The organism is Variovorax sp. FW305-3-2-15-B-LB1, from assembly GCF_058787635.1.
This window is the reverse complement of the sequence record NZ_JBYSZY010000053.1, coordinates 1-25,185: the sequence shown is the minus strand read 5'-3', so window position 1 is coordinate 25,185 and position 25,185 is coordinate 1. Positions and strand designations below refer to the sequence as shown.

Below are 25,185 nucleotides of genomic sequence, written 5' to 3'. Positions count from 1 at the left end.
GGGGCGCGGCTTGCAAGGCGATTTGGGCCTGCAGGCCGCATGGTTGCTACGTCGCGTGCCTGCGCTTGCGAGATTGCTGCGCTGCGAGAGCGGCGCATCGCGGGCCACGGAGCGATTGAAAAAATTAGCGCGCGACCACCTGCTCGGGAAACATCTGTGGATTCCAGCCGAGCTGTTCGCGCAGCAGGCGCCAGTCGAAACCGGTGCCGGGGTCCTGCTTGCGACCGGGTGCGATGTGCTCGTGGCCGGCGATGTGGGCGATGGCGTAGTGCTGCGCGAGCGCGGCGCAGAGGCTGGCCAGCGTCTCGTACTGCGCCTCCTCGAAGCGTTCGCCCTCGAGGCCTTCGAGCTCGATGCCGACCGAGTCGTCGTTGCAGTTGCTGCGCCCGCGCCACGACGACACGCCGGCGTGCCAGGCGCGGTCCTCGCAGCTCACGAACTGCCAGAGCTCGCCGTTGCGGCGCACATAGAAATGCGACGACACCTCAAGCCCGCGGATCGACTGGAAGTACGGGTGCGCGTCCCAGTCGAGCCGGTTGGTGAAGAGCTGCTGCACCGCGTCGCCGCCGTATTCGCCCGGCGGCAGGCTGATGGAATGCAGCACGATCAGGTCGGTCTGCGCGCCGACGGGGCGCGGGCCGAAGTTGGGCGAGGGCAGGGCCTTGGCGAAGCGGTACCAGCCGGCGCGCCAGAGTCCGTCGTCGCCGGCCGGTGGGGTGACGGGGTCGTCAGTCGTCGGCATGCGCGGTGGTGCCGTCGTCGCCGTTGGGCGTGGAGATGCCCAGGCGCGCGATGCGGTAGCGGATCTGGCGCAGGCTCATGCCCAGCCGCGCGGCGGCGGCCGTGCGGTTGAAGCCGCTCTCGTGCAGCGCGCGCACGAGGATCTCGCGCTCCTGCTGGTCGAGCCAGGCTTGCAGATCGGAAGGCAGCGGCGGCGGCGCGGGCTTGGGTTCGGCCGCCGGCGCGGGGGCCGCAGCCACCGCAACGGCGGCTGGCGCTTCAGCGGATTCGCCGCGCGGCGCGGCCGGCATCGGCGTCATCGCGCCCATCAGGTCGATGTGCAGCTCGTCGCCGTCGTTCAGCGCCACCGCGCGGTGCAGCAGGTTCTCGAGCTCGCGCACGTTGCCGTCGAGCGGGTGCTGGGCCAGGCGCTGCAGCAGCGCGTCGGACAGGCGCGGCACGGGCAGGCCGCCGTCCTGGGCGATGCGCGCGAGCAGCGCGGTGCACAGCGCGGGCAGGTCTTCGCGGCGCTCGCGCAGCGCGGGCACGGCGATCTCGATCACGTTGAGGCGGTAGAACAGGTCCTGCCGGAAGCGGCCGGCCAGCACCTCGGCGTGCAGGTCCTTGTGGGTGGCGCTCACGATGCGCACGTCGACCGCGTCTTCCTGCGTCGAGCCGATGGCGCGCACGCTGCGCTCTTGAATGGCGCGCAGCAGCTTCGACTGCATGGCCAGCGGCAGGTCGCCGATTTCGTCGAGGAACAGCGTGCCGTCGCGCGCCGCCTGGAAGTAGCCGTCGCGGTCTTGCGAGGAGCCGGTGTACGAGCCCTTCTTGGCGCCGAAGAACTCGGCCTCGAGCAGGTTCTCGGGGATCGCGCCGCAGTTCACCGCGACGAAGGGGCCTTCGCTGCGCTGGCTGCAGCCGTGCACGGCGCGCGCGACCAGCTCCTTGCCGGTGCCCGATTCGCCGCGCACCAGCACCGGCGCCATGCCGCGCGCCACCTTGGCGATGCGCGACTTGACCAGGCGCATCGGGTCGGAGTCGCCGACCAGCCGGTCGAGCGCGGTGGCGCCGCTGCGCGTCACCGACAGCACATCGGGGCGTTCGCCGCCGTGACCCGCGGCCTGCGGCGCCGGCTTCTGCGGCACGACCACCGCGGCGCGGTTGGCCTGCACGGCCGACGCCACCACGGCGCGGAACTGCTTCAGGTCGACCGGCTTCGTGAGGTAGTCGAAGGCGCCGGCCTTCAGCGCCTCGACCGCGTTCTCGGCCGAGCCGTAGGCGGTCATGACCACGCAGCGCTCGCTGCGCTGGTCTTTCTGGATGCGGTGGATGATCTCCATGCCTTCGCCGTCGGGCAGCCGCATGTCGGTGATCACGGCGTCGAAGCGGCCGGCTTCGAGGTGCTGCCAGGCTTCGGACACGCTGCCCGCCGCTTCCACCCGGTAGCCTTCACGCAGCAGCGTGAGTTCGTAGAGCGTGCGCAGGTCGGGTTCGTCGTCGATGACGAGGATCTGCGCGGGGCGCGCGGCGGCGGCGGAAGACGGGAGGGAGCTCACGGCCGCTATTGTGTCAGCCGGTTTTCGCTCGGTGCGAAGCTGACGAAGAATTCGTTGCCCTCGGGCCCGCCCGGCACCAGCGCGCGCCGTTCGTAGCCGATGGTGGCGCCGTGGCGCCGGCACAGCTCGCGGCACAGGAACAGGCCCAGGCCGCTGGAGCGGCTCTCGGACGAGAAGAAGGGTTCGAACAGGTGGCGCTGAACCGCCGGTTCCAGCGGCGCACCGTCGCTCCACACCAGCAACGCGGCGCGCTGCACGCCGGCCCGCTGCAAGGTGGTGATGACCTGGATCGCGCCCTCGCGCTGGCTGGCGTAGCGCGCCGCGTTGTCCAGCAGGTTCACCAGCAGGCGGCGCAGGTGCTCGGCCTCGAAGCGCACCTCGCTGCCCGGCGCGTCGAGCGCCACGCGCACGCCCTTGCGTTGGGTCTGGCGTATCCATTCCTCGGCCAGGATCTGCGCGGCCGGGTCGAGCACCAGCTGTTCGCCCAGTGACAGCACGCGCTGCTGGCGCGCGCGCGAGACGTCGAGCACGTCGTCCACGATGCGCGCCAGGCGCTGCGCGTTGTGCTGCACCATGTCGGTCAGCTTGCGGTGCGCGGGGTCGGTCAGGTCTTCGCTGAGCAGCGCGCTGGCCTGCGCGATGGCGGCCAGCGGGTTGCGGATTTCATGCGCCACCGCGGCCGACATGCGGCCCATCGCGGCGAGCTTTTCGGTGCGGATGCGGGCCTCGAGCTCGCGCAGGTCCTGCAGGAACATCACGCACAGGCTGTCGGCGCGGCGGTCGTCGGTGGGCGTGAGCCGGGTCCGCACGCGCACCTCGCGCGCCGCGCCGCGGGCCTGCGCCACCGGGATCTCTTCGGTCTGCGGCGCGCGGCGCGCGAAGGTCTGGCGCGCCAGCGCGGCCAGGGCATGCCAGGCCGGCTGGGTGTGCAGCGGGAACGGCAGCGGCAGCTGCGCCAGGCCCTGGCCGAGGATTGCGTCCGCCGCCGGGTTGGCCGCGTGCACCAGGCCGTCGGTGTCGATCACCAGCACGCCTTCGCTCAGGGTTTCGATCACCAGGTCGTTGACCTGCGCCTGCATCTGCGCATGGCTGCGGCTGCGTTGTGCCACCGCCTCCTCGCGTGCCAGCCGGCGCGCGAGTTCGTGCGCGAGCAGCGCCACCACGAACAGGCCAGTGCCGGTGAGGGCGGCCTGCACGAAGCGCGCCGAAGGATCGCCGGGTTGCTGCAGCCAGTGCCAGCCGGCGTCGGCCAGCAGCAGCAGCGTCACGGTGGCCGTGGTGCCCAGGCCCACGAGCAGCGTGCCGAGCACCGCGCTCATCAGCACGGGCAACGCGAACAGCGGCGTGTAGTTGACGCTGCCGCCCTGCAGCACCTGCAAGGCGCTGAAGATGCCCAGGTCGACCCCGATGGTCAGCAGCCAGAGGGTGGAGAAGCCGCGGATCGGCGGCTCGAAGTGCGCGTAGCGCATCTCCAGCCAGGCCAGCACGAGGTAGCCGCCCGACAGCACGATCGGCAGCGGCTGCACGGCCTGTCCGATGGCGAAGGCTACGCCCTGCAGCAGCACCAGCACCACCGCCACGAAGCAGCGCGCCGCCATGAAGCCGCGCCACAACCGCAGCAGCGCCGTGCTGTCGCCGGCGCCCAGGTCGAGCACGTCCCAGTCGGTGGCCGGCTCGCCGCGCGACCGGCGCAACGAACTCATGCGGAGGTGCCGGCCTGGCGATGGGCGGCGCTGCAGAACACCGCGCCGTCCGGCCCGGGGAGTGCGTCGGCCGCAGGCAGGTGCAGCCCGCAGTGGGCGCAGCGCACCATCGCCTGCGGCGGGCCGACGGCCGGCGTGCGCTGTTGCGCTTTTTTGGCGCGTTCCTGCTGCGCGTCGCGCATCTCTTCGCGCCGGTTCTTGCGCCAGAGCCAGATCGCGACCCACACCACCGCGAGGACGAGCAGGTACTTCATGCGGGCAGGCGCGTCAGCACCACTTCGAGCACGAAGCGCGAGCCCACGTACGCCAGCAGCAGCAGTGCCGCGCCCGCATACAGCACGCGCCGCGCGGTGCGCCCGCGCCAGCCGAAGCGCGCGCGGCCGGTCAGCAGGACCGCGAAGCTGAGCCAGGCGAGCACCGAGAAGATGGTCTTGTGGTCCCATTTCCAGGCACGGCCGGCGGCGCCGTAGAGCTGCTCGCTGAACAGCAGGCCGGCCAGCAGCGTGGCCGACAGCAGCACGAAGCCCGCCGTGACGAAGCGGAAGGTGAGCCGTTCCAATGTGAGCAGCGGCACGCCGGCCTGCGCATCGGCGCTGGCGAGGCGGATCTGCTTTTCGGCCCGCGTGATCAGCCAGGCGTGCACCACGGCGGCGCCGAACAGGCCGTACGAGGCGATGCCCAGTGCGAGGTGCAGCGGCAGCCAGGGCGAGGCGCTGACATGCAGCGGCGTGCCCGGGAACAGCAGCGCCAGCAGCACGGCGGCCGCGCCCAGCCAGGCCAGCGCACGGCGTGCCTTCAGTTGCGGGTACAGGCGGCTTTCGACCGCGTAGACCGTGAGCACCAGCCACGCCGTGACCGACAGCGCCGGCGCAAAACCGAAGCGAGGGTCGCCGCCGATCAGCCCGTGGCCGAGCACCGCAGCGTGCAGCAGCCATGCGATGCCGAGCGCCCATTGGGTGGTCTGGCGGCTGAGCCGCGCACCGGCGGCAGCGGCAAAACCGTAGGCTGCCGCGGTGGCGATGCCCAGCGCCACGCCGAGTGGGGAGGGGATCGCTAAAATCATCGGTGGAGTGTATAGGCTCGCCCCCCGGCTTCGCGCACGTCGCGTCGCTTCGCCCACCCCGCCGGGGGCGCCCCCCGCGAGAGAGCGGGCCCACGTACCGCTTCCAGGTTTTCACGACTTTCCATCGGTCCGCTGCCGCGGACAACAAGGTATTTCCTTCATGGCCACCGCCCTCACCGAAAAGTTCTCCCGCCTCGTCAAGACGATGAGCGGCCAGGCGCGCATCACCGAAAGCAACGTGCAGGACATGCTGCGCGAGGTGCGCATGGCGCTGCTGGAGGCCGACGTGGCGCTGCCCGTGGTGCGCGACTTCGTCGCCCGCGTGAAGGAGAAGGCGCTCGGCCAGGAGGTGCTGGGCTCGCTCAAGCCGGGCCAGGCGCTGGTGGGCATCGTCAACCGCGAACTCGCCGCCACCATGGGCGAGGGCGTGTCCGACATCAACCTCGCGGCCCAGCCGCCGGCGGTGATCCTCATGGCCGGCCTGCAGGGCGCCGGCAAGACCACCACCACCGCCAAGCTGGCCAAGCACCTGATCGAGAAGCGCAAGAAGAAGGTGCTCACGGTGTCGGGCGACGTGTACCGCCCGGCCGCCATCGAGCAGCTCAAGACCGTCACCAAGCAGGCCGGTGCCGAGTGGTTCCCGAGCACGCCCGATCAGAAGCCACTGGACATCGCGCGCGCCGCGCTCGACCACGCCAGGCGCCACTACTTCGACGTGCTGCTGGTCGACACGGCCGGCCGCCTCGCGATCGACGAAGTGCTGATGACCGAGATCAAGCAGCTGCACGCCGAGCTCGATCCGGTCGAAACCCTGTTCGTGGTCGATGCCATGCAGGGCCAGGACGCGATCAACACCGCCAAGGCTTTCAAGGAAGCGCTGCCCCTCACCGGCATCATCCTGACCAAGACCGACGGCGATTCGCGCGGCGGTGCGGCGCTGTCGGTGCGCCAGGTCACGGGCGTGCCGATCAAGTTCGCCGGCGTGAGCGAGAAGATCGACGGCCTCGAGGTGTTCGATGCCGAGCGCCACGCGGGCCGCATCCTGGGCATGGGCGACATCGTCGCGCTGGTCGAGCAGGTCACGGCCGGCGTCGACGTGGCGGCGGCGCAGAAGCTGGCCGCCAAGGTCAAGAGCGGCGCGGGCTTCGACCTGAACGACTTCCTCGGCCAGCTGCAGCAGATGAAGCAGATGGGCGGCCTCTCCAGCCTGATGGACAAGCTGCCGCAGCAGATGGCCGCCAAGGCCACCGAGGCCGACATGACCCGCGCCGAGCGCGACATCCGCCGCAAGGAAGGGATCATCCAGAGCATGACCCCGCTGGAGCGCCGCAAGCCCGAGCTGCTCAAGGCCACGCGCAAGCGCCGCATCGCGGCCGGCGCCGGCGTGCAGGTTCAGGAAGTGAACCGCCTGCTCAACGAGTTCGAGCAGATGCAGGGCATGATGAAGAAGATGAAGGGCGGCGGCCTCATGAAGATGATGAAAAAGATGGGCGGCATGAAGGGCATGGGCGGGATGCCCGGCATGGGCGGAGGCGGCGGCAAGCTGCCGTTCTGACCCGGCCGCTCGACGCATACATATATAGAGAGGCGCGCAGCCCCGCGATGTCCGCAGGCGACTGGAAAGAGCTCTACCAGGGCGCGCTGACCGGCGACCTCGACCTGGTGCGCTATCACATCGGCGCCGGCGTGAATCCGAACTACCAGCACCCCGAGATCCTGTGCACGCCGCTGGTGGCCAGCCTGGTCCAGGGGCACGGCGAGATCGCCAGCTACCTGCTGGACCACGGCGCCGATCCGAACCTGCTGTCTGAATTCGACGGGCTCACGCCGCTGCAGGCCGCCCGCAAGCACGGCCGCGAGGCGCTCGTCGCGGCGTTGGTGGCGCGCGGCGCCCACGCACCCCGTCCGCCGTTCTGGCGCCGCTGGCTGCCCTTCTGACAGATCGATGCGCATCGCGCACCGCCCAGCAAAAAGCCCGCCGAAGCGGGCTTTTTCTTTGGAGCGATCAGCCGCAGGGCTGAGATCGCATCAGGCCGTGGCCAGCGCCGCCGGGCGCGCCAGGCGCAGCGCATGCATCCAGGCGCGGCGCAGCACGGCGGGCGAACGCGATTCCTCGGGAATCAGCAGGAAGCCGCGGTCGCGCAGCGTGGTGCCCAGCGCGATCTGGCTGGTCAGCACGGTCAGCGGAATCGCCAGCAGCAGCGGCAGGCCGACAGGCATGAGCCAGATCAGCGCGCTCGGGTCGATCATGGCGACACCGACGGCCAGCATGGCGATCACCAGCGTCATGGGGGCCAGCTGCGAGGCAGCGACCTTCCACGGCACGGCGTTGGCTTCACGCGGGGGCGACTTCCAGTCGAGCTTGATGCCGGTGAGGGCGACGAGCACGAACAGCGAGTGGGCCAGCATGCGCACCGGGGCTTGCACGATGGCCAGGCCGGCTTCGAGCACCGAGCTCTTCACCAGGCCCCACACACCGCCGTACTGGCGTTGCTCGCCGCGCATCAGCACGGCGGCGATGCCCAGCACGCGCGGCAGGAACAGCAGGCACAGGGTCCAGACCCACAGGCCGGCCAGTTCGGCGGGCAGCACGTTCCAGCTCGACACGAGGCTCGAGCCGCTCAGCCACAGGGCGGTGCCCAGCGTCAGGAAGGCGAGCCACAGCGGGGCCGAGACATACGCCATGGTGCCGGTCACGAACATCGCGCGGTGCACCGGGTGGATGCCGGGCTCGGCCATCAGGCGGGCGTTCTGCAGGTTGCCCTGGCACCAGCGGCGGTCGCGTTGCAGCTCGGCCAGCAGGTCCGGCGGTTGCTGTTCGTAGCTGCCGACCAGGTCGGACACCAGCCACACGTGGTAGCCGGCGCGGCGCATCAGCGCGGCTTCGACGAAGTCGTGCGACATGATGCCGCCCGACATGCCGCCGGTGCCCTTGATCGGGGCCAGCGCGCAGTGCTTCATGAAGGCTTCGACGCGGATGATCGCGTTGTGACCCCAGTAGTGCGACTCGCCGAGCTGCCAGAACTGCATGCCCAGCGTGAACAGGCGACCCGTCACGCGCGAAGCGAACTGCTGGGCGCGGGCGTGCAGCGTGACGTGGCCGATGGCCTGCGTCGCGGTCTGGATGATGCCGGCGGTGGGGTTGGCTTCCATCAGCTTGACCATCGAGGCCAGGCAGTCGCCGCTCATCACGGAGTCGGCGTCGAGCACGACCATGTAGCGGTAGTCCTTGCCCCAGCGGCGGCAGAAGTCGGCCACGTTGCCGGCCTTGCGGTGCGTGCGGCGGGTGCGCAGGCGGTAGTACACCTCGACCTGCGGCTGGTTCGGGCTCTCGGCCAGTGCGGCGCGCAGGTCTTCCCAGGCGGCGCGCTCGGCGGCGGCGGTCTCGGGGTTGTAGCTGTCGGACAGCACGAACACGTCGAACTGCTTCGCGTGGCCCGTGGAGGCGACCGATTCGCAGGTGGCGCGCAGGCCGGCGAACACGGTGGCCACGTCCTCGTTGCAGATCGGCATGATGATCGCGGTGCGTGCCTCGGGGTTCATCGGGTGGTGGGCCACCTGTTTCGCCGAGAGGGCGTGCTTGTCACCGCGCACGGACACATAGAAGCCCATGAGCGCGGTCACGAAACCGGTCACGACCCAGCCCGAGAGCAGGCCGTACAGGCCGATCTGGCCGTATTCGAGCCAGACGTTGTCGTAGTCGGGTTGCACGCTGGCGAACAGCGACGACGCGATCACGGTGCTCAGCAGCGTGAGCAGCATGAAGGCGAGGCGGCGCTGGCCGGCGGCGCGTTCCCAGGCCTGCGGGGCCGGGGCGGCCTGCTTGGCGGCGGGGGCGCTGTCGGCGTTGCGGCCGGCGCCCAGGCGCACGAGCAGCGCGGTGCCGAGGCTGTTCCAGAAACCACGCCAGGGGCGCGGTGCCATGGAACCGCGGTTCAACGGCGGTGCGGTGACGGCGTTGGGGTGGCGTTCCTCGCGCAGCGCGCTGCGGCGTGCGAAATCGGATTCGGCGAGGACGTTGAGGTGGGAGAAGTCGTTCGGCTTCATCGGTTCATTCACCAACGTTGCTTGTCGAGGGGGGTGTCGCCAATGGCCGGAAGGCGCTTGAAGACGCAGTCCGTGGCGGCGCCGCCGACGCCGGAGAGCGCGGTCAGCGAATGGCCCGCGGCACGGGGCCGCGAGGAGGAAAACTGCTTTTGACGCAGGCCGTCGCGCTGCGGACGCAGTGCGAAAGATGGGCTGGTAAGTGCTGTCATGCCAGTACAGGGGCAAACCCTGTGCCAGCCTGGAAAAACGCTTTCAAATCAACGACTTGGCGCGATTTGAAACCGTTTTCCGTGGGGGAGGGGCCTGCCGGGCCCCCGAAACCCCCATTTTTGTCGCCGAATCCCGACAAGCCGGGGAGGCCCTCGGGAAACAGCCTTTCAAATCAACGACTTAGGCCTGTCGCTACTCGGCGACAGGGTCGCCACCGGGAGCGACAACGTCGGCCTTGAAGTTGCCCGGCGTGAGCTCGTGCTTCTGCAGCAGGCGGTAGAACTCGGTGCGGTTGCGGTCGGCCAGCCGGGCCGCGTCGGCCACGTTGCCGTCGGTCAGCTTGAGCAGGCCGACGAGGTAGTCGCGCTCGAAACGCTGCTTGGCCTCGGCGTAGGTGAGCACCTCCACGCTGGGCACGCGCAGCGCGCGCTGCACCAGCGCCAGCGGGATCAGCGGCGAGCCCGACAGCGCGCAGACCTGCTCCACCACGTTGTAGAGCTGGCGCACGTTGCCCGGCCACGCGGCGGTGGTGAGCGCCTTCAGCGCCTCGGGCGCGAAGCCCGACAGCCGCTTGCCGTACTTGGTCGACAGCTTCTGCAGGAAGTGGTTGGCCAGCAGCGGAATGTCTTCGCGCCGCGCCGACAGCGGCGGCAGCGTGAGCGTCACCACGTTCAGGCGGTAATAGAGGTCTTCGCGGAACTGGCCGGCTTCCATCGCGGCGTCCAGGTCGCGGTGGGTGGCCGAGACGATGCGCACGTCGACCTCGATCGACTGGCTCGCGCCCAGCGGGCGCACCGCGCGCTCCTGCAGCACGCGCAGCAGCTTGACCTGCAGCGCGGGCGGCATGTCCCCGATTTCGTCGAGCAGCAGCGTGCCGCCGTCGGCCTGCTGGAACAGGCCCTTGTGGTTGGCGTGGGCGTCGGTGAAGGCGCCCTTCATGTGGCCGAACAGCTCGGACTCGAGCAGCGCCTCGGGAATGGCGCCGCAGTTGACCGCCACGAAGGGCTTGTCGGCGCGCGCGCTGGCCTTGTGGATAGCGCGCGCCAGCAGTTCCTTGCCGGCGCCGGAGTCGCCGCGCAGCAGCACGGAGGCGTCCGACTTGGCGACCATGCGCGCCTCGGCCAGCAGCTCGGCCATGCGGTTGCTGCGGCTCACGATTTCCGAGCGCCAGCTGTCGTCGCCGGTCTTGCTCGGCGTGGTGGTGGGCGCGCCGAGCGCCAATGCCTGCGCGATCTTCTCGAGCAGCTCGCGTGCGTCGTAGGGCTTGGTGAGGTAGGTGAACACGCCGCGCGCCGTGGCTTCGACCGCGTCGGGAATCGTGCCGTGCGCGGTCAGCAGGATCACCGGCAGCGTCGGGTGGCGCTTGCGGATCTCGTCGAACAGCTGCAGGCCGTCGCGCCCGGGCAGGCGCACGTCGCTGAGCACCAGCTGCGGGTGCTCGATCTCGAGCTGCGTGAGCGCGGTCTCGGCCGAGGTGACGGCCGTGACCTGGTAGCCCGCCGACACCAGCCGCATCGAGAGCAGCCGCAGCATGTCCGGGTCGTCATCGACCACGAGGAGGCGGGCACCAGTGGTACTCATGGATTCGTTCGGCTTCCGTTGGAGGGCGTGGGGGCCGGCGTGTTGGGCCGGGCGAAGCTGCGCTCGATGGCGCGCAGCGCCTCGATGCGGTCGTTGAGCTGGTCGATGCGGCGCTGGCTGTCGCGCAGCTGCTGCACCTGTTTGTCGCGGTCGTCCTCGACGCGGCGCTGCTCGACATAGCGCGCGGCCAGCGCCCGTGCGAGCGGATGCAGCGGCTGGGCTTCGGGCGCGGGGTTGGCGATCACGCGCTGCAGCAGGCCCAGCGCGCGCGCCAGGTCGGCCGGCACGCGGGTCTGCGCGAGCAGGAGCGCGAGCTGCATCTGCGCCGCGGGCGTTTCGCCCTGTTCGCTGACGCGCGCAATTTCGGCGCTCAGGTCGGCGCCGCCCAGCGGGCGCACCTTGTCGGCATAGGCCAGCATGGCCGCGAGGGGCCCCTGCGTGAGCTGCGTGAACAGCGACGCCGGCTGCGTGGCCGGCGCGCGGGGCTCGGCCTCGACCGGCACCACGCGCGGCGCGGCCACGGGCGGCGGCAGCGCGTCGGCTTCGGCCGGTGGCTTGGGCTGGGAGGCGCAGGCTGCCAGCAACAGGGCGCATGGCACGGCCATGGCCCCGGCGAAGGTGGATCTGCGGACGAACGAAAGGAACATGGGTCGAAAAAGCGCGGGGCGGTGTTGGAGGGGGTGTCCGGGGTCAGGTCGTGCGCGGCAGTTCGATGCGAAAGCGTGCACCGGGGCCGTCCGGCAGCAGGGCGATGCGGCCCCCATGGGCTGCAATGTACTCCTGCACGATGGAAAGTCCGATGCCGGTGCCTTTCACCGTGTGCTCGGGCTGGCGCTCGCCGCGGAAGAAGGGTTCGAAGATGCGGTCGCGGTCGTTCACGGCAATGCCGGGGCCGGCGTCGCACACGTCGATGTGCACCGCCTCGGGCGTGCCCGACACGGCCAGCGTGATCACGCCGCCCGCGGCCGAGAAACGGATCGCGTTCGACAGCAGGTTGGCGATGGCGGTGCCGAGCTTGGTGCGGTCGACCGTGAGGACGATCGGCTCGCCCTCGGCGCGCACGCGCAGGCCGTGCGCCTGCCACTGCAGGCGCTGGGCCTCGATCTGCTCCTCGATCAGCGGCAGCAGCTCGGTGCGCTCGCGGCGCAGCTCGCGCGCCTCGAAGGCGGCGGCGTTGAAGCGCAGCAGCGCCTCGATCTGGTTCTGCAGCGACACGGTGTTCTGCTGCAGGATCTGCGCGACTTCGAGCTGCGCCGGATTCAGCGGGCCGGTCACGCCGTCTTCGAGCAGCGACACGCCTTCGCGCAGCGCCGCCAGCGGCGTCTTCAGCTCGTGCGACACGTGGCGCAGGAAGCGCGCCTTGTCGGCGTCGAGCTCGGTCAGGCGCAGGCGCAGCCATTCGAGCTGCTGCGACACGCGCCGCACGTCGGCCGGGCCGCGGATGTCGATCGGCTCGTCGAGCCGGTTCTGGCCCAGGCCCACGATGGCGTTCTCGAGCCGCTTGAAGGGGCGCGCCAGCCAGATGCCGAAGGCCAGCGCCAGCAGCACGGCCAGCACGCTGGCGGCCACCACCTCGCGCATCAGCCGGCGGCGCGCGTTCTCGATGCGCTTGGCCAGCGCGTCGTTCTGCGTTTCGATCAGGAACTGCGCCTGCTGGGCGATGTTGGTGTTCAGGGCGTCGAGTTCGCGGAACTGCATCGCCATCGTGCTTTCGCGCGCCAGGGCGCTGTCGGGGCTGCCGCCGAGCAGCCCTTCGATCACGCCGAGCTGGCTGCGCCACATGTCGATGCCGGCGGCCGGCAGGCCGTTGCGTTCCAGGCGCTCCAGCACCTGGTGGGCTTCACGCGCCGCTTCGTCGAAGCGGCGGCGCAGCACGGCGTCGTTGAGCACCAGCGACTGGCGTCCCGCGCGCTCCATGGCCGCGCTGCGTTCGGCCAGCGACTGCGAGGCGCCCGACAGGCGCAGCGCGCGCGCGGCGGCGTCGCGGCTTTGCGTGACGAGCGCGTCGTACTGCAGCACCGAGCGCAGCGCCACGCCCACCAGCAGCGCGGTGATCAGCAGGAAGGCAAACAGCAGGAGCTGCTGGAACGAGCCCCGGACGGACGGACGTTTCGCCATCAGTGGGCGAGCGCCGTGGCGGCGGCAGCCAGGGCCGATTCGCGCGTGACCACTTCGCCGCGCAGCGTGTAGGCCAGCGAGCGGGTGATGCGCAGGTCGGCCATTTGGCCCACGAGGCGGGCGTCGCCTTCGAAGTTGACGACGCGGTTGCAGGCGGTGCGGCCCATGAGTTCGTTCGCGTCCTTGCGCGAGGCGCCCTCGACCAGCACGCGCTGCGTGCTGCCCACCAGCGCGTCGCCGAAGCGGCGCACGTTGCCGTCGATCACGCGCTGCAGCGTCTGCAGGCGTGCCAGCTTCACCTCGTGCGGCGTGTCGTCCTGCAGCGCGGCGGCGGGCGTGCCGGGGCGCGGGCTGAAGATGAAGCTGAAGCTGTTGTCGAACTGGCAGTCGTCGATGAGCTTCATCATCTTGTCGAAGTCGGCATCGGTCTCGCCGGGGAAGCCGACGATGAAGTCGCTGGACAGGGCCAGGTCGGGGCGGATGGCGCGCAGCTTGCGCACCGTGCTCTTGTATTCCATGGCCGTGTAGCCGCGCTTCATGGCCATCAGGATGCGGTCGCTGCCGTGCTGCACCGGCAGGTGCAGATGCGAGACGAGCTGCGGCACCTTGGCGTAGGCCTCGATGAGCCGGGGCGTGAACTCGTTCGGGTGGCTGGTGGTGTAGCGGATGCGCTCGATGCCGGGGATCTCGGCGACGTATTCAATCAGGAGCGCGAAGTCGGCGATTTCTGCCGTGTCGCCCATCTTGCCGCGGTAGGCGTTCACGTTCTGGCCCAGCAGGGTGATCTCGCGCACGCCCTGGTCGGCCAGGCCGGCGATCTCGACCAGCACGTCGTCCAGGGGGCGGTTCACTTCCTCGCCGCGGGTGTAGGGCACCACGCAGTAGCTGCAGTACTTGGAGCAGCCTTCCATGATCGACACGAAGGCGGTCGCGCCTTCGACGCGCGCGGGCGGCAGGTGGTCGAACTTCTCGATCTCGGGGAAGCTGATGTCCACCTGCGGGCGGTCCAGGCGCTCGCGGTCGTTCAGCATCTCGGGCAGGCGGTGCAGCGTCTGCGGGCCGAACACGATGTCGACGTACGGTGCGCGCGCGATGATGGCCTGGCCTTCCTGGCTCGCCACGCAGCCGCCCACGCCGATCTTCACGCCCTTGGCCTTCAGGTGCTTCACGCGGCCGAGGTCGGAGAACACCTTCTCCTGCGCCTTCTCGCGCACCGAGCAGGTGTTGAACAGGATGAGGTCGGCCTCGTCCACGTTCTGCGTGGGCTCGTAGCCCTGCGCGGCGTGGAGCACGTCGGCCATCTTGTCCGAGTCGTACTCGTTCATCTGGCAGCCGAAGGTCTTGATGAATACTTTTTTCATGGGGAGCTCTCTGTGCCCTTCGCAAAGAGGAAGGGCTGCGAGGCGCGCGTGGCGCCCGCGGATTTTTGCTTGCTTGCGGCCCGGCCGCGTTACTGCGTGTTCAGCGTGTCGTTCGAGGTGAACGGCCAGATGTTCAGGAACGGCTTGTTCAGCGATTCGCGGCTGGCCAGGGCCTCGTCGGGCGTCAGAATCCAGACCTCGCGCAGCAGCCCGGCGGCGTCGCGCGTGTAGTTCACGAGGTACTTCTGGCCGATGATCGCGCCGGGCATCACCAGCATGTTCTGCGGGCTGCGGATGCGCGCGCCGGCGCCCAGGCGGTCGGCCCGGCCGTCGAGCTCGACGTCGGGGGTGCTGGTCACCATGAACTTGCCGCGCAGCGTGCCGATGGGGAAGTTGCGCCCGCCATTGAGCGACTCGTTCTGGGTCTGCGGACGGGGCACCTCGTCCTGGGCGCTGGCGTGGAGGGAGAAAAGACCTGCGGCACCGGCAAGGGCTGCGCAAAGGGCGAGGGAGGTGAGTGTTTTCGTGGGTGTCTTGCAGCGGTTCATGGGGTATATCCAGAGGCTGTGGACCGGCGATTTTAGCGAGGGGGTGTTTTCCCTCATACCGGGTGCAGCGGGTGGTGCGGGGGCTTTGCGTCGGCCTGCTTTACATTTCTTTACGGCGCCCGTGAACACCGTGCGTCGGCCACTGCTCCAATAGCTGCTGTCAGCCCAAAGTGCACAAGAACCCATGAAGAAATCTGCCGCCTTCGCCCTCGCGGGCGTGTTGATCGTAGCCGTCGCGGGCGGCTGGTGGCGCATGTCGGGCGATCGGTCGGCCGCGAAGGACGCCAAGCCCGCGAACGCCGGGCCTCCCGCCGCGCTGGTCACGCTGGCCACGGCCGAGAAGCAGGACGTGCCGGTGACGGTGCAGGTCAACGGCAGCGTGGTTTCGCTCAACAGCGTCGACCTGCGTCCGCAGGTCACCAACACCGTGAGCGCGGTGCACGTCAAGGAAGGCCAGTTCGTCAAGGAAGGGCAATTGCTCTTCACGCTCGACGACCGCAACGACCAGGCCAACCTGGCCCGCGCCCGGGCCCAGCAGCAGAAGGACGAGGCCACCATGGCCGACCTGGAGCGCCAGTACAAGCGCAGCCAGGACCTGGTGGCGCAGAACTTCATCGCCAAGAGCGCGGCCGACGCCACGCTGTCGCAGCTCCAGGCGCAGCGCGCCGCCGTGGCGGCCGACCGCGCGGCCGTGCAGTCGGCGCAGGTGGCGCTGGGCTACGCCACGCTGCGCGCGCCCATCGCGGGGCGCATCGGCGCCGTGAACATCTACCCGGGCACGCTGGTGCAGCCCACGCTGTCGCTGGTCACGATCACCCAGCTCGACCCCATCGCCGTGAGCTTCCCGGTGCCCGAAGGCAACCTGCAGGACCTGCTGGCCGCGGCGCGCACGCGCGCCAAGGTCGAGGCGCTGGTCACGGGCCGGCGCGAGCCGCTGTTCGGCACGCTCGACTTCGTCGACAACACGGTCGATCCGCAGATTGGCACCGTGCGCGCCAAGGCCGTGTTCGCCAACGCCGACCAGAGCCTGTGGCCCGGCCAGTTCGTCAACACGCGCATCACGGTGCGCATGCTTGACGGCGTCACCGTGGTGCCGGCCGCGGCGCTCATGATGCTGTCCGATGGCGCCACGCTGTACGTGGTCGATGCCGAGCGCAACGCGGCGCGCCGCCAGGTCAAGGTGCTGCACACCTTCGGCACCAAGGTGGCCGTGAGCGGCGTGACGCCCGGCGAGCAGGTCGTGATCGAAGGCAGCCAGAACGTGCGCCCGGGCGGCAAGGTGCGCATCGACGTGAAGGCACCGGCCGGACCAGGCGGTGCACCTGCCAACGGCACCACGGGCGTCACGCCCGGCAGCGCGGCTTCGTCGGACATGAAGCCCGTGCGGGAACGCGCATGAACATCTCCGAGCTCTGCATCCGCCGTCCGGCGATGACGGTGCTGCTGTCGGCGGCCGTCGTGGTCATCGGCATCTTTGCGTACTTCAGCATCCCGGTCGCGGCGCTGCCGAGCTACAACACGCCGGTCATCAACGTCAACGCGCAGCTGCCGGGCGCCAGCCCCGACACCATGGCGAGCTCGGTCGCGCTGCCGCTCGAAAAGCAGTTCTCGACCATCCCCGGCCTGCAGACCATCAGCTCGGTGAACACCCAGGGCGTGACCTCGCTCACGCTCGAATTCGTCAGCAGCCGCGACATCGATGCCGCCGCGGTCGACGTGCAGGCCGCACTGCTGCGCGCCCAGCGCCAGCTGCCGCAGGAACTCACGCAGCTGCCCTCGTACCGCAAGGTGAACCCGGCCGACGCGCCGGTGCTGTTCATCGCGTTGATCTCGCCGTCGATGAACCCGTCGGAGCTCAACGACTATGCCGAGAACCTCATTTCGCCCACGCTCTCGACCATCGACGGCGTGGCGCAGGTGGGCGTGTACGGGCGCAAGGCCTTCGCGGTGCGCATCAAGGCCAACGCCGACCTGCTCAACGCGCGCAACATCACGCTCGACGAGCTGGCCAAGGCGGTGAACTCGGCCAACGCCAACACGCCGGTCGGCACGCTCGACGGCCCGCGCCAGACGCTCACCATCCAGGCCAACCGCCAGCTCATGAAGGCGGCCGACTTCGCCAAGCTGATCATCGCGCAGCGCAACGGCGCGCCGGTGCGGCTGGACGAAGTGGCCACGCTCGAAGACAGCTTCGAGTCGGTCAAGACCGCCAGCAGCTTCAACGGGCAAGACTCCATCTCGCTGGCCGTGCAGCGCCAGCCCAACGCCAACACCGTGCAGGTGGTGGACGCGGTGCGCGCGCTCATCCCGCGCTTCAAGGCCGAGCTGCCGCAGTCGGTCGAGATCCAGATGGTCAACGACCGCTCGATCTCCATCCGCGAGGCGGTGCACGACGTGCAGCTCACGCTGCTGGGCACCATCGCGCTGGTGGTGCTGGTGATCTTCCTGTTCCTGCACCGGCTGGTGGCCACGCTGATCCCGGCGGCCACCATCCCGATCTCGCTGATCGGCGCGGTGGCGCTGCTGTACGCCTTCGGCTACAGCCTGGACAACGTCTCGCTGCTGGGCATCACGCTGGCCGTGGGACTGGTGGTGGACGACGCCATCGTGGTGCTCGAAAACATCATGCGCTACGTCGAGAAGGGCATGGAGCCGATGGCCGCCGCCCTGCGCGGCGCGCGCGAGGTGGGCTTCACCATCGTGTCGATCTCGATCTCGCTGGTGGCCGTGTTCATCCCGATCTTCTTCATGCCGGGCGTGATCGGCCTGCTGTTCCACGAGTTCGCCGTGGTGGTGGCGCTGGCGGTGCTGGTGTCGGCCGTGGTGTCGCTCACGCTCGTGCCCATGCTCGCGAGCCGGCTGCTCAAGCACGTGCCGCGCAAGGCCGGCGCGCTCGACCACGAGGAAGAGCACCCCGAGCCCGGCACGGCGATCGGCCGTGCCTTCGAGCGCGGCTACCGCGCCGTGCACGGCGGCTACATGCGCACGCTCGACTGGACGCTCGGGCACCGCGCGCTGATGCTGGTCATGGCGGGGCTGACCTTCGTGGTCACGGCCTGGCTCTTCGTCAGCATTCCCAAGGGCTTCTTCCCCGAGGAAGACATCGGCCAGATCCAGATCACCACCGAGGCGGCCGAAGACATTTCGTTCACCGCCATGAAGGCGCTGCAGGACCGCGTGGCCGCCGCGCTCAAGGCCGATCCGAGCGTGGACTACGTGAGCTCCTTCGTCGGCGTGGGCGGCCCGACCGCTACGCAGAACTCGGGCCGGCTGTTCGCGGTGCTCAAGCCGCGCAGCGAGCGCCCCAAGATGGCCAAGGTGCTCGAGTCGCTGCGCCAGCGCTTCCGCGAGATCCCGGGCATTGCCGTCTACATGCAGCCGGTGCAGAACCTGCGCCTGGGCGGGCGCCAGAGCAAGGCGCGCTTCCAGTACACGCTGCAGAGCGTGAACGCCGGCGAGATGGTGCCGTGGTCGACCAAACTCATGGAGCGCATGCGCGCCGACCCCGACTTTCGTGACGTGACCAGCGACTCGCAGAACCGCGGCCTGCAGGCCACGCTGGAGATCGACCGCGACAAGGCCGGCGTGCTCGGCGTGGCTGTGGGCGACCTGCGCACCGCGCTGTACAACGCGTACGGCGACCGCCAGATCGGCAGCATCTACGGCGCCAGCAACACCTACCAGGTGATCCTGTCGGCGGCTGACAGCGACCGCCAGTTCGAGGAAGACGTGGCGCGCCTGTCGGTGCGCAGCACCACCGGCAAGCTGGTGCCGCTGTCGGCGTTCTCGACCGTCAAGCGCACCGTGGGGCCGACCTCGGTCAACCACCAGGGCCAGCTGCAGGCGGTGACGGTGTCGTTCAACCTCGGCCCCGACGTGCCGCTGGGCAACGCGACCGCGAAGATCGACCGCTTCAAGGACGAGCTGAAGATGCCGCAGTCGATCATCACGACCTACGGCGGCGACGCGGCGGTGTTCCAGAGTTCGCAGGGCAGCCAGGCCGTGCTGCTGGTGCTTGCGGTGCTGGTCATCTATGTGCTGCTGGGCGTGCTGTACGAGAGCTACATTCACCCCCTCACCATCCTGGCGGGCCTGCCCTCGGCGGCGGTGGGGGCGCTCATTTCGCTGAAGCTCTTCGGCTTCGACCTCACGCTGATCGCGACCATCGGCATCCTGCTGCTGATCGGCATCGTGAAGAAGAACGCGATCATGATGATCGACTTCGCGCTCGACGCGCAGCGCACCGAGGGCATGAAGCCGGTCGACGCGATCCGCGAAGCCTGCCGGCTGCGCTTCCGCCCGATTCTCATGACCACGCTGGCCGCGCTGATGGGCGCGCTGCCGCTCGCGCTGGGCCTGGGCGCCGGCGCCGAGCTGCGCCAGCCGCTGGGCGTGGCGGTGGTGGGCGGGCTGATCTTCTCGCAGGTGATCACGCTGTACATCACGCCCGCGATCTACCTGGCGCTCGACCGCTACAGCGGCAGCGGGCCGATGGTGGAGCTGCCGGGCGAGGCGAAGGCCGAGGCTGCGGCGGGGCACGCGGCCTCGCACGCTTGACGGCGATTCAAAAGATGCCGGATGGCCATGAGCGTGAGCCACCCGGCCAGGAAGGACTTGTGCAGTCCCGCGTGACGCCACACCCGGACCATCGCCCATTGAAGGCGCTCCGGCCTCTCTCCTCAACGGCTCTCTCCATTCCCTCCGCCGTTGCTCTTCCCATGTGTGTGACGGGATGAATGATCGCGAGGGGGTGAGGGTGTCGACGGTATCCAGCGATACAGGAAGCGGGCTTTTTCCTTACGGTGTCGCGTCGCGGAAACGATGCAGGGCCGGCGCATTCGGGATGCTGACCTGCCGGGCCCGCGTTTCAATGAGCCCTTCTCTTGCCAGCGCATTCAGCGTGCGCGTGACGGTGACGCGGCTCAAGGCCGTCATGGCGCCGATCTGCTCGTGCGTCAGATCGACGGTGAGTTGTTTCGGTGCCTGCGCCGATGGCGGGCGTGCCACCCGCAGCAGCAAGTCGATGACCCGCTCCTTGGGCGCCGCCGAGGCCACCCCGGCGAGCTTGGCGACGATCATGTGGTTCTTGAAGCCGAGCAGCTGGATCAACGAGGTCGCGAGCTCGGGCAGCGCCGAAAACTGCTGCGCGACATCCGCCGGTCGATAGCGGCTGAGAACGGCCGGTGCGACCGCCCGGGTCGTCGTCGGCCGGGGGCTGTCGGCAAACGCCGGGCCTTCGCCGAAGATCGCACCCGGCCCGAAGATCTCGAGCAGGAACTCCGAGCCGTTGCTTCGGTGGATCGTGGAATGCACGAAGCCCGATCGCAAGAGATAGAAGTAATCGTGCCGTTCGCCTTCGCGCGCAATGGTGTCGCCGGCCTCCAGGGTGACGAAGCTTCCCAGGTGCGTGGCGTCGATCCACGGCGCGGACAGCGACTGGGAGGCGTCCCAGCTGGCGTACGCCGAGGGCGTGGAATTCGTTCTTTTCATGGGAGCGTCTTGCCCGGGGCGAAGAAAGGCAAGCGGCTCACCCCACTAGGTCGTGGTCTCGTCCAGCGGCGCGTCCGTCGCCAGGTGGGCGATGTCGCTCCAGCCGACGAGGCTGAAGCCCTCGGGCGTCCACAGCATGCGGTTGATCGCCGCGTTGCCGAGCTGCCAGGTGCGCGGCGCCTGCAGCTCCTGGCGCGTGGCGGCGCGGTAGAGCACGTCCATCACGCCGCCGTGGGCCACCAGCACCACGAGCTGGCCCGGGTGGCGCGCGGCGATGGCCGAGGCGGTGCCGGTCACGCGGTCGCGAAAGGTCAGCAGGCTCTCGCCGCCGCCTTCGGGCTCGAACTCGGGGTCGCGCTCGCGCCAGCGGCGCGCGTCCTCGGGCAGCGTGGCCTCGATCTCGGCGAAGCTCATGCCCTCGAAGCGGCCGAAGGCGCGCTCGCGCAGGCCCAGGTCGGGTTGCACCTGGAGGCCGTGGGGCTCGGCGATGGCCTGGGCGGTCTGCCAGGCGCGCGAGAGGTCGCTGGCGTAGACCGCCGCGATCGGCTCGTCGGCCAGCGCCTGTCCGGCGCGCTGCGCCTGCCAGAGGCCGGTGGCATTGAGGCCGATGTCGAGGTGGCCCTGGATGCGGGTGTCGACGTTCCAGGCGGTCTCGCCGTGGCGCACGGCGATCAGGCGGGTGAGATTGGCTTCCATCCGTCCGAATTCTAGAAGTGCGTCATTTCTTGGCGGCCGGCGTGAGCTCGATGTTCACGCGGCGCTCGCCCGGCGGCGGGTTCGGAAAGCCCTGCAGCGCGGCCTCGAACATCACCGGCAGGATCGCCGCGCTCGCGCTGTAGGGGCCGTCGTTGCGCGCGCGGGTCTCGTACACCACGCGGTGGCTGCCGCCCGCCTCGCGCAGCACGAGGCTCACCTCGCGCTGGTACCAGGGGTTGGCCGGCGGCGTGAACATCGGGCCGCCGTACCAGCCGCTGCCATACCAGCGATGGCCGTAGTAGCCGCCATAACCGTAGCCCCAGGGGCCGGGCCCGTACAGCCACGGATCGGCCCAGGGCGACAGCGCCGCTGTGACGCGCGCGCCGATCTGCGCCGTGTACTGCGGCCTTGTGTCGTCGCGGCGCAGGCCGACCTTGTCGAGCGCGGCCGCGGCCATGGCCTCCAGGCCTTCCTGGCGCGCCGTGTCGGCCTGCTGCGAAGGCAGGCGCTCGAAGCGGTAGGTGGCACCGGGCGGCACGGTCGTGCCCGGCGTGGCAAAGCTCTTGACGTTGCTGTCGACCACCCAGGAGGTGGCGCAACCGCTCAGGGTTGCTACCAAAAATAGAGCTGAAAACGCACGATACATAAGGGTCTCCGGGCCTGCGGCCCTCAAAGTCCCCTGGGTTGCCCGAGTCAGCCCTGGACGATGCGCAGGGCCGAGGGTGCCTGGGAGAGCAGGTCGAAAGCGGGCGTGTCGAAGGCCTTGTCGCCGTTCTCGTCGGCCACGCCCGTCGCTTTCAGACCCTGGAAGTCGTGCAGCGTTCCGTCCAGCAGGTGCGAAGGCACGACGTTCTGCAGCGCGGTGAACATGTTTTCCACGCGGCCGGGGTACTTCTTGTCCCACTCGCGCAGCATCTCGCCGACCTGCTTGCGCTGCAGGTTTTCCTGGCTGCCGCACAGCGTGCAGGGAATGATCGGGAACTCGCGGTGCTGCGCCCAGCGCACCGTGTCTTTCTCGGCCACGTAGGCCAGCGGACGGATCACGATGTGCTTGCCGTCGTCGCTCACCAGCTTGGGCGGCATGCTCTTGAGCTTGCCGCCGAAGAACATGTTGAGGAAGAAGGTCTGCAGCATGTCGTCGCGGTGGTGGCCCAGCGCGACCTTGGTGGCGCCCAGCTCGTCGGCCACGCGGTACAGGATGCCGCGGCGCAGCCGGCTGCACAGGCCGCAGGTGGTCTTGCCCTCGGGGATCACGCGCTTGACGATGCTGTAGGTGTCCTGGTTCTCGATGTGGAAGGCCACGCCGAGCTCGCTCAGGTACTTGGGCAGCACCTCTTCGGGGAAGCCGGGCTGCTTCTGGTCGAGGTTGACCGCGACGATGTCGAAGTGGATGGGCGCGCGCGCCTTCATCTTGAGCAGGATGTCGAGCAGCGCGTAGCTGTCCTTGCCGCCCGAGACGCACACCATGACCTTGTCGCCCTCTTCGATCATGTTGTAGTCGACGATGGCCTGGCCGACCTGGCGGCACAGGCGCTTCTCGAGCTTGTGCGTCTCGCGTTCGATCTTCAGCGAGTTGGAGGGCGCACCGGCTTCGGGCGTATCGTCGATCCAGACGGCGTTCATTGGGGGGCTACTTCGGGCAAATCAGGGGAAAGACCCCCGATTTTGCCTTGGATCACCATTCCCCGGCTTCGATGCGGATGGCGACTTCGCAGTCGTCGAAGATTTCGAGCTTGGCGATCTTCACGCGCACGCCCCGCACGCCGGGCAGTTGCAGCAGGCGCTGCGCGAGCTTGCCGATCAGGCTTTCGAGCAGGTTGACGTGCTCGGCGGTGCACTCGTCGATGATGATGCGGCGCACCTTGCGGTAGTCCAGCACGTGGAAGATGTCGTCGTCCTGCGGCAGCAGCGGCTGCGGGCCGAGGTTGAGCTCGGCGTCCACCAGGATCGGCTGCGGCGCGGTCTTTTCCTGCTCGAGGATGCCCAGGTTGGCGTCGAAGCGCAGGCCCTGGAGGGTGAGTGTCTGGTGGCCGTGCGGTGTGTTCGTGGACATGGTGGTGGTGCTCGTCACATGAGCGAGAAGTCGCGCTCGAATTTCATGAGGTGCTGGCCGCCGTCGACGAGCAGCGTGGTGCCGGTGATCGAGCTGTTTTCCAGCGCGAACTTCACGGTGGCGGCCACGTCTTCCGATGTGGACGAGCGGCCCAGCGGCGACAGCTTGTGCAGCTGCGCGAACTTGTCGTCATCGAGCATGTGGCTCGCCAGCGTGAGGCCGGGCGCCACGCCCACCACGCGCACGCGCGGCGCCAGCGCCAGCGCGAGCATGGGGGTGGCGGCTTCGAGCGCGGCCTTGGAGAGCGTGTAGCTCAGGAAGTCGGGGTTCGGGTTCCACAGCTTCTGGTCGAGCAGGTGCACCACGGCGCCGCCGTGCGCGTCGCGCCGGGCCAGGTGGTCGTGCAGCGCTTGCGCCAGCAGGATGGCCGCGCCGGTGTTGCTGCGCGCGTGGCGCTCCATGAGCGCGTAGCTGAAGCTGGCGGCGTCGTCGTGTTCGAAGAGGGCGGCGCTGTGCACCACGGCATCCACGGCACGAAAGCGTGCCGCCACGCGCGGCAGCAGGGCGCGCGTGGCCTGCTCGTCGGCCAGGTCGGCCTCGAACAGCGCCGAGTCGCCCGAGCGCGCGGCGCAGTCGGCCACGGTCTGCTCGGCCTCGGCGCGCGAGCTGCGGTAGTGCACCGCCACCTGCCAGCCGCCCGCGGCGAGCGCCAGCGCGATCTCGCGACCCAGCCGGCGGCCCGCGCCCGTGACGAGGACGGTGCGGCGGCGATCGGGGGAGGAGGGTGGGATGGCGCTCATTCGGAGGAGGAGGACAGAAGACAGGAAGAGGACAATGGCGCCGTGACGACGCCAACGACAAACAGTTTACCCATCGCCCTCGACCATCTGATTGCCCGCTCCGTCGAGCGCGCGGGCGGATGGATCGGCTTCGACCGCTTCATGGCCCTGGCCCTGTATGCGCCGGGGCTCGGCTATTACGCCAACACCTCGGCCAAGTTCGGCCACATGCCCTCGTCCGGCAGCGACTTCGTGACCGCGCCCGAGCTGACGCCGATGTTCGGCCACACGCTCGCGGTGCAGGTGCTCGAGGCGCTGGAGAAGACCGGCACCGACACGGTGTGGGAGTTCGGCGCGGGCTCGGGGGCGCTGGCGGTGCAGCTGCTGCATGCGCTGGGCGAGATGGGGCGTAGCGACGTGCGCTACCGCATCGTCGATCTGTCGGGCACCTTGCGCGAGCGGCAGCAGCAGGCGCTGGCGGGGTATGCGGGGCGGGTCGAGTGGCTCGGGGAGCTGCCTGAGTCCATGGCGGGCGTGGTGGTCGGTAATGAGGTGCTCGACGCGATGCCGGTGCAGTTGCTGGCGCGGGTGAAGGGGGCCTGGTTCGAGCGGGGGGTGGTGCGGAATTTGGCGGGGGATGGGTGGACGTGGGCGGACCGGGCTACCGAGTTGCGGCCGCCGGTCGAGGTGCCTGGAGTGCACGACTACCTCACGGAGGTGCATCCGCAGGCGCAGGCGTTCATTGCGACGCTGGCGGATCGGCTCGGGAAGGGGGCGGCTTTTCTCATCGACTACGGGTTTCCCGAGGGCGAGTACTACCACCCGCAGCGGCACATGGGGACGGTGATGTGCCATCGGGGGCATCAGGCGGATGGCGATCCTCTGTCGGAGGTGGGGTACAAGGACATCACGGCGCATGTGGACTTCACGGGGATTGCTGTGGCGGGGCAGGAGGCGGGGCTTTCTGTGCTCGGCTACACGAGCCAGGCGCGGTTTCTTTTGAACTGCGGGATGTTGGGGTTGATGGAGCGAGGGACTGTGGCGCAGCGGGGGATGGCGGCTCGGTTGATTCATGAGCATGAGATGGGGGAGTTGTTCAAGGTGGTGGGGTTTGCTGTCGGTGAACCTTGGGACGCTGTCGGGTTCGCTGAGGGGGATCGGAGTCACACCCTCTGAGGGGTTGCTTCCCGGGGCCGGGAGTTCCGCCCGGCGGCGGACTCACTTTCTTTTGCTTCGCCAAAAGAAAGTAAGCAAAGA

General features: G+C 69.4%; 23 protein-coding genes. 5 read left to right on the top strand and 18 right to left on the bottom strand.

Features of this window, described 5'->3' with window-relative positions; translation table 11 throughout:
* Positions 1-124 precede the first annotated feature (124 nt).
* Genes ampD through AC3WQR_RS25205 form a run of 5 tightly spaced genes read right to left on the bottom strand, consistent with a single transcriptional unit; the run spans position 125 to position 5,045 of the window.
* Positions 125-742, bottom strand: a complete 618-nt coding sequence (gene ampD / locus AC3WQR_RS25225) for a 1,6-anhydro-N-acetylmuramyl-L-alanine amidase AmpD (protein WP_492744420.1) — start codon at positions 740-742, stop codon at positions 125-127.
* Positions 729-2,279 carry a sigma-54-dependent transcriptional regulator gene (locus tag AC3WQR_RS25220; RefSeq protein WP_492744417.1) on the bottom strand — a complete coding sequence of 517 codons (1,551 nt, stop codon included), beginning with the start codon at positions 2,277-2,279 and terminating at the stop codon, positions 729-731. Before AC3WQR_RS25220 ends, ampD begins: the two co-directional genes overlap by 14 nt.
* Positions 2,280-2,284: 5 nt before the next feature.
* The gene (locus tag AC3WQR_RS25215; RefSeq protein ID WP_492744414.1) at positions 2,285-3,982 is read right to left on the bottom strand and encodes a two-component system sensor histidine kinase NtrB; all 1,698 of its coding nucleotides are present in this window, start codon (positions 3,980-3,982) and stop codon (positions 2,285-2,287) included.
* Positions 3,979-4,236, bottom strand: a complete 258-nt coding sequence (locus AC3WQR_RS25210) for a PP0621 family protein (protein ID WP_062480350.1) — start codon at positions 4,234-4,236, stop codon at positions 3,979-3,981. The genes AC3WQR_RS25215 and AC3WQR_RS25210 overlap by 4 nt, the downstream gene beginning before the upstream one ends.
* Positions 4,233-5,045: a cytochrome C assembly family protein gene (locus AC3WQR_RS25205; RefSeq protein WP_056575582.1), complete on the bottom strand. Its 813-nt coding sequence runs from the start codon at positions 5,043-5,045 to the stop codon at positions 4,233-4,235. The genes AC3WQR_RS25210 and AC3WQR_RS25205 overlap by 4 nt, the downstream gene beginning before the upstream one ends.
* Positions 5,046-5,205: 160 nt before the next feature.
* On the opposite strand from AC3WQR_RS25205, the gene ffh reads away from it, so the two are divergent.
* Together ffh and AC3WQR_RS25195 are read left to right on the top strand one after the other, a co-directional pair.
* Positions 5,206-6,600 carry a signal recognition particle protein gene (ffh, locus tag AC3WQR_RS25200; protein WP_095743629.1) on the top strand — a complete coding sequence of 465 codons (1,395 nt, stop codon included), beginning with the start codon at positions 5,206-5,208 and terminating at the stop codon, positions 6,598-6,600.
* Between the two features lie 47 nt (positions 6,601-6,647).
* Positions 6,648-6,983: an ankyrin repeat domain-containing protein gene (locus AC3WQR_RS25195; protein ID WP_492744412.1), complete on the top strand. Its 336-nt coding sequence runs from the start codon at positions 6,648-6,650 to the stop codon at positions 6,981-6,983.
* Between the two features lie 90 nt (positions 6,984-7,073).
* Here the strand turns inward: AC3WQR_RS25195 and mdoH are convergent, their stop codons facing one another.
* The 7 genes from mdoH to AC3WQR_RS25160 all read right to left on the bottom strand — a co-directional run bounded on the left by mdoH (position 7,074) and on the right by AC3WQR_RS25160 (position 14,910).
* Entirely contained in the window at positions 7,074-9,092 is a 2,019-nt protein-coding gene (mdoH, locus tag AC3WQR_RS25190; RefSeq protein WP_159273892.1) for a glucans biosynthesis glucosyltransferase MdoH, read from the bottom strand.
* Positions 9,093-9,100: 8 nt separating this feature from the next.
* Positions 9,101-9,301, bottom strand: a complete 201-nt coding sequence (locus AC3WQR_RS25185; protein ID WP_082818265.1) for a hypothetical protein — start codon at positions 9,299-9,301, stop codon at positions 9,101-9,103.
* Between the two features lie 193 nt (positions 9,302-9,494).
* The gene (locus tag AC3WQR_RS25180) at positions 9,495-10,883 is read right to left on the bottom strand and encodes a sigma 54-interacting transcriptional regulator (protein ID WP_095948204.1); all 1,389 of its coding nucleotides are present in this window, start codon (positions 10,881-10,883) and stop codon (positions 9,495-9,497) included.
* Complete coding sequence (locus AC3WQR_RS25175) at positions 10,880-11,488, bottom strand: hypothetical protein (protein ID WP_492744410.1); 609 nt, start codon at positions 11,486-11,488, stop codon at positions 10,880-10,882. Before AC3WQR_RS25175 ends, AC3WQR_RS25180 begins: the two co-directional genes overlap by 4 nt.
* 85 nt (positions 11,489-11,573) lie before the next feature.
* Positions 11,574-13,001: a sensor histidine kinase gene (locus AC3WQR_RS25170; protein ID WP_492744408.1), complete on the bottom strand. Its 1,428-nt coding sequence runs from the start codon at positions 12,999-13,001 to the stop codon at positions 11,574-11,576.
* A complete protein-coding gene (gene miaB, locus AC3WQR_RS25165) occupies positions 13,001-14,362 on the bottom strand; it encodes a tRNA (N6-isopentenyl adenosine(37)-C2)-methylthiotransferase MiaB (protein WP_159273894.1) in 1,362 nt (453 codons plus the stop codon). The genes AC3WQR_RS25170 and miaB overlap by 1 nt, the downstream gene beginning before the upstream one ends.
* Before the next feature lie 89 nt (positions 14,363-14,451).
* Positions 14,452-14,910 (bottom strand): hypothetical protein, encoded by a 459-nt coding sequence (locus AC3WQR_RS25160; RefSeq protein ID WP_492744405.1) that lies wholly within the window; start codon positions 14,908-14,910, stop codon positions 14,452-14,454.
* Positions 14,911-15,163: 253 nt separating this feature from the next.
* On the opposite strand from AC3WQR_RS25160, the gene AC3WQR_RS25155 reads away from it, so the two are divergent.
* Positions 15,164-16,309 carry an efflux RND transporter periplasmic adaptor subunit gene (locus tag AC3WQR_RS25155; RefSeq protein ID WP_492744434.1) on the top strand — a complete coding sequence of 382 codons (1,146 nt, stop codon included), beginning with the start codon at positions 15,164-15,166 and terminating at the stop codon, positions 16,307-16,309.
* The gene (locus AC3WQR_RS25150; RefSeq protein ID WP_492744403.1) at positions 16,306-19,467 is read left to right on the top strand and encodes an efflux RND transporter permease subunit; all 3,162 of its coding nucleotides are present in this window, start codon (positions 16,306-16,308) and stop codon (positions 19,465-19,467) included. Before AC3WQR_RS25155 ends, AC3WQR_RS25150 begins: the two co-directional genes overlap by 4 nt.
* 240 nt (positions 19,468-19,707) lie before the next feature.
* On the opposite strand, the gene AC3WQR_RS25145 is transcribed toward AC3WQR_RS25150, so the two are convergent.
* The 6 genes from AC3WQR_RS25145 to AC3WQR_RS25120 all read right to left on the bottom strand — a co-directional run bounded on the left by AC3WQR_RS25145 (position 19,708) and on the right by AC3WQR_RS25120 (position 23,949).
* Positions 19,708-20,400, bottom strand: a complete 693-nt coding sequence (locus tag AC3WQR_RS25145; RefSeq protein ID WP_492744401.1) for a Crp/Fnr family transcriptional regulator — start codon at positions 20,398-20,400, stop codon at positions 19,708-19,710.
* 45 nt (positions 20,401-20,445) lie between these two features.
* On the bottom strand, positions 20,446-21,096 hold the full coding sequence (locus tag AC3WQR_RS25140; RefSeq protein WP_062477889.1) for a histidine phosphatase family protein: 651 nt from the start codon (positions 21,094-21,096) through the stop codon (positions 20,446-20,448).
* Between the two features lie 22 nt (positions 21,097-21,118).
* Complete coding sequence (locus AC3WQR_RS25135) at positions 21,119-21,715, bottom strand: DUF4136 domain-containing protein (RefSeq protein WP_492744398.1); 597 nt, start codon at positions 21,713-21,715, stop codon at positions 21,119-21,121.
* Between the two features lie 74 nt (positions 21,716-21,789).
* Positions 21,790-22,719 (bottom strand): tRNA 2-thiocytidine(32) synthetase TtcA, encoded by a 930-nt coding sequence (ttcA, locus tag AC3WQR_RS25130; RefSeq protein WP_062477895.1) that lies wholly within the window; start codon positions 22,717-22,719, stop codon positions 21,790-21,792.
* 52 nt (positions 22,720-22,771) lie between these two features.
* A complete protein-coding gene (locus tag AC3WQR_RS25125) occupies positions 22,772-23,149 on the bottom strand; it encodes a dihydroneopterin aldolase (RefSeq protein WP_056576172.1) in 378 nt (125 codons plus the stop codon).
* Between the two features lie 14 nt (positions 23,150-23,163).
* Positions 23,164-23,949, bottom strand: a complete 786-nt coding sequence (locus tag AC3WQR_RS25120) for an SDR family oxidoreductase (protein ID WP_062477898.1) — start codon at positions 23,947-23,949, stop codon at positions 23,164-23,166.
* A 42-nt stretch (positions 23,950-23,991) separates the two neighbouring features.
* Here AC3WQR_RS25120 and AC3WQR_RS25115 point away from each other — a divergent pair, with 42 nt between their 5' ends.
* A complete protein-coding gene (locus tag AC3WQR_RS25115; protein ID WP_492744395.1) occupies positions 23,992-25,104 on the top strand; it encodes a class I SAM-dependent methyltransferase in 1,113 nt (370 codons plus the stop codon).
* Positions 25,105-25,185: the final 81 nt, after the last annotated feature.